This is a genomic window from Photobacterium sanguinicancri (genome assembly GCF_002265265.1).
GTDB lineage: Bacteria > Pseudomonadota > Gammaproteobacteria > Enterobacterales > Vibrionaceae > Photobacterium > Photobacterium sanguinicancri.
Window position 1 is genome coordinate 1 of sequence record NZ_NOIF01000121.1, and the last position, 15586, is coordinate 15586.

A 15586-nucleotide genomic window follows, 5' to 3' on the forward strand; every position below is an offset into this window, starting at 1 on the left:
TTATATAACTTATCTAAAACCATTTAGTTATAACGGATATTAATGCAAGCGGTAATTTGATCTGCGACACATATCAAACTAATTACAATGCACTCAATTATTGGGTTGGAATGAGAACAAAGTGTTCACTTTGAGTTCACTTTGTATCCTTTACAATAGTCAACATGATAAATATCCATTGGTGGAAGGTACTTATGAAGGTAAGCAAGATCATTAAGTCACTGACATTAAGCACAATGCTTTGCTGGGTCACCCTTGTGAGTGCAACAGCAGCTGCAGCCCCCACCCCGCGATTAGAAATAGACGAAGATCACGATGACTTCATGGAAGCGGTCGAACATGGGTTGATACAATCTTTCTCTGCATTGCAATCAACCGTCGCGAGACAATTGCACGGCCGCATTATCAAAGTTGAATTAGAAGAAGAAGACGACATCTGGATTTATGAGCTTAAATTACTCGATCCACAAAATAATATCGTCAAAGTCGAATACGATGCCCGCACGCTTTCTATTATCAAAATATCGGGGCGTCAGCTTGAAAATATAATCAAGGGAACAGAATGAAAATCTTAGTTGTTGAAGACGAAGCCACCCTAGGCGGTCAAATTGTCGAAGGTTTAGAACAAAATGGCTGGGTTGCTGAACTATCCGGTGATGGTATCGACGCATTGTACCGTTCAACATCCGAGCCTTGGGATGCGATTGTCCTTGACCTTGGCTTACCTAAATTAGATGGTTTAACCGTTTTGAAAGGTATTCGCGATGAAAACGTCAATACGCCCGTAGTTATTTTAAGTGCCCGTAACGAACTCACACAACGTGTCGAAGGGCTAAATGCAGGGGCTGACGATTACCTCACTAAGCCTTTTCAAATGGTTGAGTTGATTGCACGCTTACGTGCTCAGTTACGCCGTGCATCTGGAAGTGGTTCACCGGTTATTCAAGCAAGCGGCCTAAGCCTAGATACCCGTACTTCTAAAGTGATGTGGCAAGGCCAAGCTATCGATCTAACAGCTCTAGAATTTAAAGTACTTGCTTACCTGATGCACAACACCGACAAAGTGATTTCACGCACCGAACTTGTTGAGCATATCTATAAGCAAGATTTCGACCGTGATTCAAATACTATTGAAGTTTTTATCGGCCGCATTCGCCGTAAAATTGGTGGCGATGTCATCAAAACCGTTCGAGGGCTAGGATACCGCATCAATGCCGACGCTAAATAAGGCCAACCGAACACCTGCTAGTCTTCGTAGCCGCTTACTTTTTGCAGCGGCTGCTTGGCTGTTATTAATTACCGTAAGTGCGGGTTATCTCGTACCCAACTTTATTCACCAATATTTAGTCGATCAAGAAAAGCAGCAGCTAGACCTGTACCTCGATGAAATAACCGCGCTGGCCGATACAGACGCCAATGGGCGCATCACCATTACCGCTCCGATGGCTAACCCTCGTTTTCAGTCACCCTACAGCGGTTTATATTGGTCACTCAGTACCGAACAGTTCCAGCTTCGTTCTCGCTCTTTGTGGGATAGCCGCATTTCAGGCAATAAAGAAGAAGGTTTTACAGGTCCAAACGACCAAGCGCTACTCACCGTAAATCGTAATATCTACCTCCCTGATATTGATGACCCTGTATCCTTAACGATCGCGATAGATAAGAGTCGTCTTAACGACACGCTTCATCAGCTCAATCACGGATTATGGATCTTATTGCTGATCATGGCGGTTGGTATGTTAATGCTCACTTGGCTCCAAGTGAGCTGGTCATTACTACCACTGAAAAAGCTACAAGCAAATTTAAAGCAAGTACGTGACGGCAATACCACAGAGCTCAAGGCGAATTACCCCAAAGAAGTGCAACCAGTTATTGATGACTTAAACGCACTGCTATTCCACTATCAAGAGTTGCTAGAGCGGGCGCGTAATCAATCGGGCAACCTTTCGCATGCGCTAAAAACACCCATTGCGATTCTAAACAATGAGGTTACTGCACTACCAAGCGAAGCCAGAGAAAAGTTAGCGCCTACTATCAACCAGTTACAACAACACATCGACTATCATCTCGGTCGTGCTCGTATGGCAGGCGCTGCAAATATCCTTGCAGCGAAAACACCACCGTCAGCGCGAATTGATGCTATTTCAATGGCGATGGATAAAATCTACGCTCAGCGCGGTGTTGTGCTAGTCAATGAAGTTGAGAGTGATATTTTGGTTGCCGTTGAGAAACGCGACCTTGATGAGATCATTGGTAACCTTATCGAGAACAGTTACAAATGGGCAGATAACTTAATCCGTGTTTACATGGAACCCAATACAGAGCAAGCCATTCATATTGTGATTGAAGATGATGGCCCAGGGATTAGCGATGAAGGTTGTATTGAAGTATTAAAACGCGGTGTACGACTTGATGAATCAACCCCTGGTACTGGCCTTGGCTTAAATATCGCCAATGAGTTAACCCACAGCTATCGCGGTGAACTGACGCTTTCTCGTGCCCATCTTGGTGGTTTGAGGGTTGATTTGCTGCTTCCTCTTCCACGAGGGGCTTAAACTTAATAGACCCTATCTTTCATCTACAACATAGATGAAAGATAGGCTCATTATGTATGGCACGCATTCGGCGCTTTACTTGAGCAATAACGTATTGCGTTATATTACTAAACTGGCCACACCGTCAAATTCACAATACGCACAACGACGCCCAGCACGAAGCAAGCAACACCCATGCGGTACCAACGGTATTCAGCCACATCCATGCCGACACGCTTGAAAAACATGGTCGCCACACCTAGCCAGTTTTGAGTTCGCTGACCAAATTGCAGCATGCTTTTCGCAATCATTAGTACACCTATGGTGATCAAAACCACTTCTATTACCGATAGACTTGTTTGCAGCATACAGACATCCCTTTGATAGCTTTCACGTCTACTCTCAGCATAAGCGAAAGGGCGATACAGGCAATTAGACCTTAGTGGCAACTTGTACATACTTTATTTCAACGGATTACCACAAAAGCCACATGCTTATTTAACCACTTTGGTGTAGTATCGCCTCCCCGAGAATGAACAACTACTGATATCGAGGCACTATGCAACTTCTCGAAGCCAAATTACAAAAAATCGATCGACACAATTACCGCAGCTATTCTAGCCTTCGTGGCGAATACAAATTCGTCGACTTCGACTTTTATATCGATATCACTCAAGCAGACCCATACGCGCCTGCTTCTCGTGTTCGTGCGCATCGCGCATGGTCACTAACTGACCTAGCATGGCTTAAAGACCAGTCTGCAGATTACCAACGCGCTGCACGTGACTTTATTGCACGTGCATTCGCCGATCTTGCTCAGCAAGAAAATGGGATCAGAATTGACCGTCCGGGACAAACTGTTCTTGATCGTACTGCTGTTGTTTTCGATGACGAAGGTATTGAATTACGTTTTCGCGTAAACCTACCGTCTGACGGCCGTACTATCATTGCGAAGAAAACACTGAACCTGCTTACCTTTACAATGCCAAAAATCATTCGCCGTGCGACCATTGCGCGCGAACTTGATATTGAAGCAATGAAACGTCACTGTGAAGCGGTTGAAGACCAAATAGCCCTTCGAGCTCAGTTAAAAGAACATAATTTATTAGCCTTTGTTGCTGATAACAGCATTTTACCTCGCCTTGCAGGTAACAATGATTCACCACTGGCTGATGCTGTTCCTTTCATCGCACCTGAATCACTGGCGATTGAATTAGACGCACCGCACCGCGGTAAAGTTCGCGGCATGGGTGTACCAACGGGTATCACCATGATTGTTGGTGGTGGTTTCCACGGTAAATCTACCCTACTGAATGCGATTGAAAGCTCAGTATTCGATCACCTTCCAGGTGATGGCCGTGAGTACATCGTCTCTGACGAAACGGCAGCTAAGATTCGTGCCGAAGATGGACGTTGTGTACATAACGTTGATCTATCACCGTACATCTCTAACCTGCCAATGGGTAAAGACACGGCATCGTTCAGTTCGCAAAATGCTTCTGGCTCAACGTCGCAAGCGGCATGGTTACAAGAATCTATCGAAGCCGGTGCGCGTGCACTGCTTATCGATGAAGATACATCTGCATCTAACTTCATGATCCGTGATGAGCGTATGCAAGCACTGATCGCAAAAGATGACGAGCCAATCACACCGTTAGTGGACCGTGTATCACTGCTACGTGACCAGCTAAACGTTTCAGTATTGCTTGTTATGGGTGGTTCTGGTGACTACCTAGATGTTGCTGATACCGTGATTCAAATGCACAACTACCAAGCTGTTGACGTTACAGCAAAAGCGAAAGAAGTTGTCGCTTCGCACCCGACGCGCCGTGCTCTAGAAGGTACTGAAACACTGCAACGTCCACGTACTCGTCCACTGAACCGTGCCGCGCTTAAAGCATTGCTTGAAGACGGTAAATTCCGTGTGCAAGTAAAAGACAAATCAGCGATGCGTTTTGGCCGTGAATTAGTAGATTTGAAAGCACTAGAACAAGTTGCCGATTCAAGCCAACTTCATACTATTGGCTGGCTATGGTTCCAACTTGCTCAAGGCAAAGGTTGGGAAAAAGTACCAAGCAAGGCATTTGCCGACATGCTAAATGATGACTGGTTTGCCATGATGCCAAACTACGGCGACTTAGCAAAACCACGTGTTATTGAAGTGATGGCGGTACTAAACCGTATGCGCAAATCTGAATTCAAATAACAGCGGCAACACATACTGAATTAGACTCAGTTGTGACATTACACTAACGCTCAAATAGAAAAAGCGGCTCGGTTAATCCCGAGCCGCTTTTTTATCATCTTCGCCGTTATCAACGAGTCGTTTTATACTTGGTCGATTCATACCATCTTCGTGCTCTGCATCACGATGCTGCTTGGCAGACTTAAAGGTATTATGGATCTTAAAACCAGACTTCTGATAAAACGAATAATCGCAATCTACGTCCGTCCATAAAAATGCAGTGGCGATACCGTTGGCTTTACAAAAATGTACGTAACGATCCATCAGTTTACGGCCTAGTCCTTTGCCTTTAAGTTCTGGACTGACAATGAAAAGGGTTATCTCGCTATCAAATAACTCAACATCCTCTTCACCCAGTTTGTCGTTCAAGGCCAACTTAGCAAATTCCCTCTTCGCCGTATTCGGTTCACCAAATACACCTAACTTTAGCTGCTCATTTTTCCACTTGGTAATTTTTCTGTCAGTTCGAATAAAATATAATTCTCGTATAAGTGAAGGATGTTCATTGCTACCAGCAAAGATAGCATAAGCATAGTTATCGCTGGGTTACTGTGATTCACTCAAGCTAAATTTCACAGCGTTCAGATGCAAGAAAGGGGCGATAAAGCCCCTTTCTGTCAGTATCACAATACCATTACATATTCGCGAGCTTTTGTAGTTCCGCTTTATTCTCTTCAAGCCAAGATTCAAAGCTTTGCGGTTTCTTACCTGTCAGCGCTTCAAACGCATCACTCGTACCATTGGACAATCCCAAACGGTTATGATGATCCATTGTGGTACAGAGTGACACTATCGGTGCTGGCAAACCAAATGACTCAAGCTGCGCCTGATATTCTTCATCAGACAAATGCACCATATTGATACTTGTACCTATCACGCTGTCGATGACTTTCGCCATCTCTGCATGAGTAAGTGCTTCTGCGCCATGCATAGGCAGTGTCACTTTACTCTGATACAGACCTTTAGACTGACTTCCTTTGACTACAGCAGCTGCCGCCGCATAAGCTAAATCTTTACGAGATAGCTGAGCGATACGTCCTTCCCCCGCGGCAGATAACCAATGACCCGTCTGCAAAATGCTAGCGTAGTAGTCAGGAAGGTTATCGAAATACCAATTATTTTGCATGATAGTTACATTCGCAATAGTGCTATCCAGAATAGCTTGCTCAGTTGCCTCATGCTCATGAGCAAACACTACAGGTGACTGTGTAGGCGCTAGCATTGAAGTATAGGCAATATGCTCAACACCCACCCTTTCTGCTGCTGCAACCGCATTTAAATGCGCTTGAGTACGTGGGCCAGAGGCATCTATGCTAATCAAAAGCATACTATGCGCGCCGAGGAAGGCTTGCTCTAACGCATCAGGACTTGAAAAATCCGCTTCACGCACATCAACGCCCTTATCAGCTAACATAGCCAAACTTTTCACGTTACGGGTCGTCACAATCAATTGACTCGGCTTCACTTCAAAATCATTCAGTAGGTAAGACACCACTTGCTGACCGAGTTTGCCCGAAGCACCTGTTACTAAAATTTTACGATCTGACATTTTCATTTCTCCATCTCTTTATTCTATAAGAGCAAAACAAATCACTAAGTTAAGCGCTTGTCGCTGTTGATGGAGCTACTATATAGTTTACATCTTGATAGATAATTAGCCTTTAGATAAACTCATTGTTTATTACAACTAAACAGCTAGAGCGATGATCTCACTCGATGACATGATGGTGTTCGCCAAAGTCGCGGAAAAACAATCTTTTACTCAAGCAGGCGATAGCTTAGGTATAGGTAAAGCGCGGGTTTCTCAAATCGTGACCAAGCTTGAAAAGTCACTCTGTACACGATTATTACACCGCACGACTCGTTCGCTATCTTTAACCGACGCAGGTGCTAGATATTACGATAAGTGCAAAGCTATTAGTGAAATAGCAGAAGAGGCCAATAGCGAAACATTCGACATCAACCAAATACCAAGTGGTACGATTCGTATTTCAACACCAAGTACGACTATGGTGGGTTTATTGAGTGAATTTCTACGCCAATACCCTGAGGTAAAACTCGATATTATTGAAAGTGATAGCTATAGCAATTTGATTGAGTCACGTTGTGATATTGCCCTGCGCGCTTCATCAGCGTTAGAGGACTCCAGCTTATACGCGGTTAAATTGGGGTATTTTTGTGACATGCTGTGCGCATCACCCTCTTACCTAGCAAGCCATAAAGAGATAAAAACCAGCGAAGACCTGCTAAAGCTAGATTGGATCAGTCATCATATTGTGCACGGCGAAAAGCAACTAACACTCACGAACAGCTTAGGCCAAGTAACTCAATTACCCCACTCACCTAAAGTACAGGTACGAACTTCGGCTTCGGTGAAAGAGTTCGTATTGAATAGTTTAGGCTTTGCCATCATGCCAAGCTTTACCGTGAATAAAGAGTTAGCACAAGGTGAGCTTATTCGGATATTACCCGAAGTACATGATCTGCAAATTCCAATTTACGCGGTATACCAGGAAAAGGCGCTCATGCCCCTGCGAGTAAGGACCTTAATCGATTTCTTAAAACAGCACGAAGAGGCTTTTGGCTAAAAGCCTCTAATAAGCATGATTACCCTAGCAACATATCAAGAAAATAGTATTTAGCCTGCTTCTTTCGGGCTATCCATCACAACCATGGTGGTTATCGCATTCACTTGCGGGATCTCACCCAGCACATCCGCGTGAAAGCGTTTGTAAGCCGACAAGTCTGCCGTTTCAATACGCAGTAGATACTCACTAACACCTGTAATGTTATGGCACTCTTTCACCTCAATGGCACTACTAACGCTCTCTTCGAATGCTAGCTGAGCTTGCTTACTATGGCTTGATAACCCAATGGTAACGTAAGCAACAAAGCCCATTCCTAGTTTATTCCTATCCAATACTGCGCGGTAACCTTTGATTACCCCACTACGTTCAAGCTCTTGCACCCGACGTAAGGTCGCGGACGTTGATAGCCCAATCCTTTCAGCCAACTCCACGTTCGTCAGCCGACCATCCAATTCAAGCTCGCGCAATATTCTCTCGTCAAATCTATCCATATATTAATATTATTGTGAATTGGTGAATACATAAGCCAAATATAGCAACAAAATTTACCTTATTGCGCATTAAAATATCAAACACACCTTACTTATGGTTATACGCCTTTTGGTTACTGTAAATCGCATAGCACGCAGCAGAAAGAGGAAACAGCAAATGACATCGGTATCTAGTGAGAACGAAAAACGATTTGTCGCAGTATTAAACAAAAAAACAGAACTAGGTCGATCTCTCAATGTGTTGGGGCACTTAAGTATTGGGCTGACTAACCAACTAGAAGTAAATGAAGCGCTGTTTGTTGATTATCAAGATGGTGACAGCGGCATTCACCCAAGCTTGTCCCATTACCCTTTTATTATTTTGAAAGCTGATAATTCAAACAAAATCAGGAAAGCACGTGAACTAGCTATCGAGCAAGGCATCAAATTTACCGATTTTACTCATACTATGATTGAGGGGGGCTCTACCATTCAGCAACGCACCACCAGCCAAACCAAAGAACAAGATCTCGAATACCTTGGCATCGCCTTTTTTGGTGATAGCGAAGCGCTTAGAAACATCACTAAGAAATTCAGCTTGTATAAATAAATGCATTTATTCATGTAAATCAGGTACAAATGCGCACCTGATTTATTTTAGTTTCTATCAAAATCTATGACAGCGCATCAGAATAGAGCATTAAACTACCTTCATATTGGCGACCTAAATAAAGAGACGCTGCTTGCACCATTTCATACCTTCCGCAGATATACACATCAGGCAAAGCCCAAAAATCAGCATCTTGATAGACGATATCCAATAGCTTGCCTTGGCGAGTAACGCTATCGGCTGACGTAATTTCTGTCACTGGGATGTAATGAAAGTTCGCGTACTCTTTCGTCAATCCCATTAGATAATCATGCTCATATAAATCACTTTCACTGTATGCCCCCCAATAAAGCGTGAGATGACGCTCTGGGTCTTGGCGCAGTGCTGCCTGCAAGATGCTCCGCGCATAAGTATAACCTGAACCACCAGCGATCAAGATGATCTTAGCTTTAGTCTCTCGAAGCCAAGCATTACCTTTGGCTGTTTCAACCTTCACTACGTGCCCCCGTTCGAAGCACGACTGAAGATACTTCACCCCCACAAGTAGAGAACTTTGCTCTGAAATTCCACCTAAGTGCAATTCAAATCGAGAATCCCCCATCGGCATACTGGCTATTGAAAACGGCAGTTTGCCACTCTCGCCAAGATCAATAAAAACATATTGCCCCGCTTTAAACTCGAATTCTCTATCCGCTTGTAAACAAACCGCCAGTGTTTTTGTATTTAGGTAAGTTAAGCTCACAACCTTACAATGTATTGTCATCGTAACGCCTTCCTATAATTAGCTATAAAGCGTTTAAATTACGCCTGACTCAACGCGATAACGTCACAACGCTTACCCGTTGAAGCCGATGTCGGATCAAAACTGATGTCTAGCGACACGGTTGAGTTAAGCATGGCTTGAGTCAGGCAAACATTTTCAATCACAAAGCAATTGTGCGCTTCGCAACGTTTATCAAACGAAATATGCTCGTCGCCATGGGCACCAATCCCGTAGCTATCAATCACAATGAAATTCGGTTCTTGCTTCAATATCGCATCCAAAACATCACTATCAAGTACCGTGGATTTGCCTCCATAACTCGGATTACCGTAGCCGTTTTGCTCATAATTGCCGGTATAAAGCACCAGTGACTTACCATGCAGTTCCAGTCCTTCAATCTGATCAATCGTCGGCATCGCGCCTGAGCAATCAAGTACATGAACATCCGTTTGGTAGTTCGTTTCTACCGGCACCTTGGTATAGCAATCAATGTGAGTACCAATGTGACCCATAGCATTAACTGAATCTGCTTGAGCTTTAGCCCACTGATAAGCTGGATGATCTTCGTTAATCTCAAGGCTGATGTTTTTTGAATGTAAATTTGCTCGAGTCACTGTTGTTCTCCTCTCTAGTTGATGGGGAGAATTCTATCGATTTAACACCCAACCCATTACAAACATTAAGACAAAAAACATCAAAATAAGGACTTTGGGTTTTATCAGCCAACCCGCCCCCTATAAGAGCAAAAGAATGCTTAATTCAACGCTACTTATAAGCCAAGTGATCTATCCTTAAGACTCGCTACGTACTGAACAGGTAAAGAACACAGCATTTATTCGTATACAAGCAATGCTAAGCCAGCTGAACCTTAGTCATCCAAGAATGAACCTGCATTCATAAGAGGAGCTGTGATGAGTATCAATCCTTTCAAATACAAGCCACTAGTTGCATTTTCAATACTTGCTGCCACGACAGTCTATTCCCCTACTCTCATCGCCTCAGAAACTGAACAATTTGAAATAGGAAAACAAAAAGCCAAAGTATGTATGACTTGTCATGGTGCTGATGGTATCTCGACCCAAGAGCCCTACCCTAACCTGCGCGGCCAAAAAATGGGGTATCTCATCTCGTCACTCAAAGATTACCAAACCAGAGAGCGCACAAGTGGCTTGGCAGTGCTAATGCAACAGCAAGCCGATGCACTGTCTGATCAAGATATTCGAGACATCGCTTACTTTTATTCTCAACTCGGTAATGAATCACAACCTTAAGCAAAGAGGCTTGTTATGGAACAGGTGACAACGCAGTACAGCATTAAAGTTGTGAAGTATTTCATACTGGCATCTTTCGTATGGGCAATTGCAGGCATGACTATCGGTGTTATTCTCGCGGCGCAGCTGTACTGGCCAGCACTCAACTTCGACTCACAATATTTCCAATTTGGCCGGCTCAGACCTCTTCATACTTCTGGCGTCATTTATGGCTTTGTCGTCAATATTTTAATGGGGACCTCACTTTACATCGCGCAATGTACTGGCCACTGTGAAATATTCAACAAAAGCCTGTCGTGGATGGTCTTTTGGGGCTGGCAACTCATCTTACTATTGGCACTTATCTCTTTACCTGCAGGCTACACCACATCAAAAGAGTACGCAGAATTAGAATGGCCGATCGACCTCTTGATCGTACTGGTTTGGGTGCTGTATGCCGTTTTGTTTTTTGGCACCATCGCTAAGCGTAAGGTCGGCCATATATTCGTGGCTAACTGGTTTTTTGCCGCTTTTATTATCGTCATCGCTATGATCTTTATAGTGAATAATCTCGCGATGCCTGTGTCAGCCATGAAATCTTATTCGGTGTTTGCAGGTGCACAAGATGCCATTGTTCAATGGTGGTGGGGACATAATGCCGTTGGCTTCTTGCTAACGGCGGGGGTAATCGGGATGAACTATTACTTCATTCCCAAAGCCGCTGAGCGCCCTATTTATTCATACCGTTTATCCGTTATTCACTTTTGGGGCTTAGTCGGCTTTTACACTTGGGCCGGTACCCACCACCTCATTTATTCATCAGTACCTGTTTGGGTACAAAACATCGGGATAGTAATGTCACTGATCCTATGGCTTCCCTCTTGGGCGGGCGCTTTCAACAGCGCGATGACCTTGCTACAAAATAAAGAGAAGCTTAAATCTGACTATATTCTACTGTTCTTCTTCTCGGCGATTCTCTACTACTGCCTTGCCACATTTGAAGGGCCATTACTGGCTATTCGATGGTTTAATATGCTGGCACATAACACCGAGTGGGTTATTGGCCATGTTCACTCTGGCGCGTTGGGTTGGGTCGCCATGTCAGGGATCGCGGTCTTCTATTACTTCATCCCTCGGTTATGGAATAAAACCGAATTATGGTCACAGCGGCTGATTAAATGGCATTTCTGGCTAGCGCATGCTGGCGTGGCCATTTACGCAATAGCACTCTGGGTAGCTGGCATTGGGGAAGGCTATATGTGGCTGGCGCAAAACGACAATGGCGAGCTGGTATACAGCTTTATTGAGGCTATGGACTTCAAGGCGCCTTGGTTGTTCCTGCGTTTCTTCGGCGGTGCGCTATTTGTAGTTGGCTTACTTCTTATGGCGGTGAACTTATACAAAACTGTTCGTATGCCAGCTGTACTTGTCGCGAAGGAGGCCTAAATGATGAGCAAAGATTTCACCCACTCTCTTGTCATTTTGATCATAGTAACCCTTGTGGTGGCCTCGTTTTCTCTGGTGGTTTGGGTCGTACCCAACATTGTTCGCGGCGATGATATTGCCAAAGGCAGCTTAGCCATACCCTTCACGCCTATTGAATTAGCAGGACGAGATATCTACATCAGCGAAGGGTGCCATGTATGCCACACCCAAATGGTGCGCCCGCTTGATCCCGAAGTAAAACGTAATGGTCGCCCAAATCAAGAAAGCGATGATATCTATGAGTTCCCGAATTTATGGAGCTCAAAACGTACAGGTCCTGATCTCACAAATATAGGCAGAAAATATTCTGACCAATGGCATGTACTCCACCTTGTCGACCCAAGACAGGTTATTCCAACCTCTATCATGCCTGCTTACCCTTGGCTGTTTGAACAAACACTGTCAGGCGATGATATCAGTGCCAAGATGGAAACCCTTAGAACGCTCGGCGTGCCCTATACCGATGAAGAAATAGGTGATGCAAGATTACAGGTAAGAGGGAAAACCAAAGGGGAAGCATTGATCCGCTATCTACAAAGCCTTGGTAAAGATACGTCACAGGAGGTATCACCATGAGTGCATTTTGGGAGCTATGGGCTGTAATTTTCACCTTAATCTTCTTTGTGTTGATGGTATCTGTCATTGTTAAGTATTGGCGAAGTAACCATCAAGCCGATCAAAACCACACCATCGGCAGTTTTGATGGCATAGAAGAAAAAGATGCCCCACCACCAAAGCTCTTGTTTACCAGCTACGCTATCGCATTTGTGCTTTCTGCGGGTTATCTCGTACTCTATCCTGGCTTAGGCGAATGGCAGGGTCTTATCGATTGGCAGCAAAGTGACGATAAACTCAGCTCACCGCGCACTAGCCTTGATCAGCAGTTTTCTAAAATCAATGACACTGAAAATGGCACCGAATTAAACAAGCTCGCTAAAATCCCTGAAATAGTCGTAAGCGGACAGGTTCTGTTTCAAACCCACTGCGCTGCCTGTCATCGTAACAATGCACAAGGACAAAAACATTTTCCTAACCTTATCGACCAAGAGTGGCTATATGGCGGCACTGACGAAGCCATAATTCATTCTATAGCGAAAGGCCGAAACGGTGCTATGCCCGGCTGGAGTGAAATACTTCGCCCCGATGAAGTGGCAAAGTTATCGTATTACCTCGCTTCACTGAACCAGCGTCATACCGATGTGCCAGAGGTAAAAGTGGCGTTAGGTAAAACCTTATTTACTCAATACTGTGCATCTTGCCATGCCGACGGCTCGGTCGCTAATCCACAGCTTGGTGTACCCGACCTCTCGGACGATATTTGGCTGCATGGCGGTAGCATTGAAGAGATCCAACACACCATCAACTATGGCTTAAATAACCTGATGCCCGCCTTTGATGAGCAACTGACAGAAAATGAAATACTCGCTTTAGGTGCTTACATTCGCTACACAGGTTTTGAAGAACAACAGAAGTTAGCAAAATTAGAGGCAAAAGCGATCGAACGGGGTGAATACCTCGCTTACGCGGGTGACTGCGTCGCTTGTCATAGTGCTGAAGGTGGCGAACCTTTTGCGGGCGGACTGCCTTTTGTAACGCCATTTGGTACCGTTTATTCTACCAACATCACGCCGCATGCAAGCGAAGGGATTGGAGAATATGACTTTGACGATTTCCGTGATGCGCTTGTTCGAGGTAAGGGAAAAAACGGTTATCTCTACCCTGCAATGCCTTATACCTCTTATCAACACCTCACCGAGCAAGACATGCTCGACTTGTGGGAATACATGCAATCTATCACAGCCGTTTCACGTCGTAACGATGACAACAGCATGATGTTTCCGTCGAACATTCGTTTAGGGTTACTGGGCTGGAATATCGTGTTTATGGACACAAATCCTATCGACTACAGCGTACCTAACGCGTTGAAAGCCCAAATAGCAGATGTCGAAAAATGGCAACAAGGAAAATACTGGGTGGCGGGGTTAGGTCACTGCTCTGAATGTCACACCCCAAGAAACATCGCACAGGCATTAATTGCTGAGCGTATTTTTCAAGGGAATCTCATTGATGGTTGGAACGCACCCGATATCACCGCTAATGAGCTGTTTATCGATGGTTGGGATGAAGCCACATTGACTGATTTCTTGCACACAGGTCATTCCGATAAAGGAACAGCCTTTGCTGGCATGGCCGATGTGGTCAAAAACAGCCTAAGCCTAATGACACGAGAAGATGTTGAGTCTATGTCTTATTACCTACTAAGTGGCGATACGAATAACGTGATCAGCAAAGATGCAGTGCCACTACAACCCAAAGGTTTTGATGATGCCTCTTATCAAACACCTATCTACGCCACTTACCGCCAAACCTGCGGTGCATGTCATGGTGACGATGGTAAAGGTCGCCCACCGATTGCACCGACACTGTTAAACAACGGTATTATCATGCACAGCGATCCGTTCAATACCATTGCCGTCACTGTTCGCGGGTTACAACCTACCTATATTGATAAAGATCGTAACTTTATGCCCATGGCCAGTTTTGAGGATGTACTGTCTGATAAGAACCTCGCTGAACTGATCACCTTTGTCCGATCCAATCTTGGTGACAGGCATGAACCCGTCACCGCGGAACACGTCAGAGAAGTCAGAGAGACCTTGGAAGCCGCAGGTTATGCTGGCGGGTTGCACACCACACCCGATATGTATGACCGACGTGACAATACAATTAATATTAAGTAACTAATCGTCATAGTCGGTTGGCTTAAAAGAACGAAAAGTGCCCAACATGCGCTTCATACATAACTTCTCACCAGAAAATATAAAGAGGGCGATTCGTGAACAATGTCAATAAAGTGATATGCTCATTAGTCGCTGCAAATGTACGGGTTGTAGCGACCATTTTCACCCTCAATGATTATGCAGTATTGAAGCCGGCCGCGTATGGGTAAACTGTTACCACGCATACCCAGCACATGCCGCCTTTGGTGGTTCCAAAAAGTTAGGTATTGGTCGTGAAACTCACAAAATGATGCTAGATCATTATCAAGAACTTACTAGTGAGCTACAGTGTTAATCCACTAGGTTTCTTCTAATCGAAATCAGTACTTATATTTAAGAGTTCCTTCTCGGGGCTCTTTTTCTATCGGAACATATACGAAGATACACCATAGTGATCACGCTCCTAAACCGCTACATACTCAATGTAAACGCCATAACTTAATTGCACACAAAGCTTTTTACATGAACAATACAAGCCACATCATGCGGCTTAAGTAAGATCGCGATGGCGGTAATTAATATTGGTAGTACAATCAGTAACTTTTCAGCACCTTCAAAACTAACACCGAGCTTCTTCCCTCCCATGACTAATTCGACCTTTTCTTTAAACAACAGAAAAATAGACAACGCAAGTAAACCAACACCCCAAAAACGGAAGCCTTCGACATTGCCAAAATGATTATTCACATACAATAATGCATAAGTGAAAGTCACAATACACACGGCTCTTAGTAATTTATCCATTTTATCTCTGATTCCAGTTATTATCCTTGTATGATACGCCTTTTATTAATACTTAACTCATAAAAGATATTAATAAATTTATAAGGTTTTACCTTCAAGCTGCCTTTACTTTATAAA

General features: G+C 44.3%; 17 protein-coding genes and 1 pseudogene. 11 read left to right on the forward strand and 7 right to left on the reverse strand.

Translation table 11 applies throughout. From position 1 onward, the window contains the following. The first annotated feature begins 194 nt into the window (after positions 1–194). From ASV53_RS16350 to ASV53_RS16360, 3 genes are read left to right on the forward strand one after another with little or no spacing between them, the layout of a single operon-like run. Positions 195–566: a PepSY domain-containing protein gene (locus tag ASV53_RS16350; RefSeq protein ID WP_239928822.1), complete on the forward strand. Its 372-nt coding sequence runs from the start codon at positions 195–197 to the stop codon at positions 564–566. Further along, entirely contained in the window at positions 563–1228 is a 666-nt protein-coding gene (locus tag ASV53_RS16355; RefSeq protein ID WP_094957862.1) for a response regulator transcription factor, read from the forward strand. Before ASV53_RS16350 ends, ASV53_RS16355 begins: the two co-directional genes overlap by 4 nt. After that, complete coding sequence (locus ASV53_RS16360; protein ID WP_094957863.1) at positions 1212–2555, forward strand: ATP-binding protein; 1344 nt, start codon at positions 1212–1214, stop codon at positions 2553–2555. Before ASV53_RS16355 ends, ASV53_RS16360 begins: the two co-directional genes overlap by 17 nt. A 107-nt stretch (positions 2556–2662) precedes the next feature. Here ASV53_RS16360 and ASV53_RS16365 read toward each other — a convergent pair whose 3' ends face one another. Continuing rightward, positions 2663–2902: a hypothetical protein gene (locus ASV53_RS16365; RefSeq protein ID WP_094957864.1), complete on the reverse strand. Its 240-nt coding sequence runs from the start codon at positions 2900–2902 to the stop codon at positions 2663–2665. 191 nt (positions 2903–3093) lie between these two features. Between ASV53_RS16365 and ASV53_RS16370 the strand changes: the two genes are divergently transcribed. Further along, entirely contained in the window at positions 3094–4740 is a 1647-nt protein-coding gene (locus ASV53_RS16370) for an ABC-ATPase domain-containing protein (RefSeq protein ID WP_094957865.1), read from the forward strand. A 72-nt stretch (positions 4741–4812) separates the two neighbouring features. On the opposite strand, the gene ASV53_RS16375 is transcribed toward ASV53_RS16370, so the two are convergent. Together ASV53_RS16375 and ASV53_RS16380 are read right to left on the reverse strand one after the other, a co-directional pair. Further along, positions 4813–5154, reverse strand: a complete 342-nt coding sequence (locus tag ASV53_RS16375) for a GNAT family N-acetyltransferase (protein ID WP_189337894.1) — start codon at positions 5152–5154, stop codon at positions 4813–4815. Positions 5155–5413: 259 nt separating this feature from the next. Next, a complete protein-coding gene (locus tag ASV53_RS16380; RefSeq protein ID WP_094957867.1) occupies positions 5414–6328 on the reverse strand; it encodes an NmrA family NAD(P)-binding protein in 915 nt (304 codons plus the stop codon). 154 nt (positions 6329–6482) lie between these two features. Here ASV53_RS16380 and ASV53_RS16385 point away from each other — a divergent pair, with 154 nt between their 5' ends. Then, positions 6483–7367: a LysR family transcriptional regulator gene (locus ASV53_RS16385; RefSeq protein ID WP_094957868.1), complete on the forward strand. Its 885-nt coding sequence runs from the start codon at positions 6483–6485 to the stop codon at positions 7365–7367. A gap of 50 nt (positions 7368–7417) precedes the next feature. Here ASV53_RS16385 and ASV53_RS16390 read toward each other — a convergent pair whose 3' ends face one another. Further along, positions 7418–7858, reverse strand: a complete 441-nt coding sequence (locus ASV53_RS16390; RefSeq protein ID WP_094957869.1) for an Lrp/AsnC family transcriptional regulator — start codon at positions 7856–7858, stop codon at positions 7418–7420. A 157-nt stretch (positions 7859–8015) separates the two neighbouring features. On the opposite strand from ASV53_RS16390, the gene ASV53_RS16395 reads away from it, so the two are divergent. Then, on the forward strand, positions 8016–8447 hold the full coding sequence (locus ASV53_RS16395; RefSeq protein WP_094957870.1) for a DUF2000 domain-containing protein: 432 nt from the start codon (positions 8016–8018) through the stop codon (positions 8445–8447). Between the two features lie 64 nt (positions 8448–8511). Here the strand turns inward: ASV53_RS16395 and ASV53_RS16400 are convergent, their stop codons facing one another. Together ASV53_RS16400 and ASV53_RS16405 are read right to left on the reverse strand one after the other, a co-directional pair. Beyond that, positions 8512–9210 carry a hypothetical protein gene (locus ASV53_RS16400; RefSeq protein ID WP_094957871.1) on the reverse strand — a complete coding sequence of 233 codons (699 nt, stop codon included), beginning with the start codon at positions 9208–9210 and terminating at the stop codon, positions 8512–8514. A 38-nt stretch (positions 9211–9248) separates the two neighbouring features. Beyond that, a complete protein-coding gene (locus ASV53_RS16405; protein WP_094957872.1) occupies positions 9249–9824 on the reverse strand; it encodes a cyclase family protein in 576 nt (191 codons plus the stop codon). A 297-nt stretch (positions 9825–10121) separates the two neighbouring features. Between ASV53_RS16405 and ASV53_RS16410 the strand changes: the two genes are divergently transcribed. The 5 genes and pseudogenes from ASV53_RS16410 to ASV53_RS16430 all read left to right on the forward strand — a co-directional run. Further along, positions 10122–10481, forward strand: a complete 360-nt coding sequence (locus ASV53_RS16410; RefSeq protein ID WP_094957873.1) for a c-type cytochrome — start codon at positions 10122–10124, stop codon at positions 10479–10481. Positions 10482–10496: 15 nt separating this feature from the next. Beyond that, a complete protein-coding gene (ccoN, locus tag ASV53_RS16415; protein WP_094957874.1) occupies positions 10497–11906 on the forward strand; it encodes a cytochrome-c oxidase, cbb3-type subunit I in 1410 nt (469 codons plus the stop codon). After that, on the forward strand, positions 11907–12521 hold the full coding sequence (locus ASV53_RS16420; protein ID WP_094957875.1) for a cbb3-type cytochrome c oxidase subunit II: 615 nt from the start codon (positions 11907–11909) through the stop codon (positions 12519–12521). Continuing rightward, positions 12518–14686: a cytochrome c gene (locus tag ASV53_RS16425; protein WP_094957876.1), complete on the forward strand. Its 2169-nt coding sequence runs from the start codon at positions 12518–12520 to the stop codon at positions 14684–14686. The genes ASV53_RS16420 and ASV53_RS16425 overlap by 4 nt, the downstream gene beginning before the upstream one ends. Before the next feature lie 181 nt (positions 14687–14867). Further along, positions 14868–15039, forward strand: a pseudogene (locus ASV53_RS16430) (aldehyde dehydrogenase family protein); the annotation flags it as partial. Between the two features lie 124 nt (positions 15040–15163). Here the strand turns inward: ASV53_RS16430 and ASV53_RS16435 are convergent. Then, positions 15164–15469 carry a hypothetical protein gene (locus tag ASV53_RS16435; protein ID WP_094957877.1) on the reverse strand — a complete coding sequence of 102 codons (306 nt, stop codon included), beginning with the start codon at positions 15467–15469 and terminating at the stop codon, positions 15164–15166. Between the last annotated feature and the right edge of the window lie 117 nt (positions 15470–15586).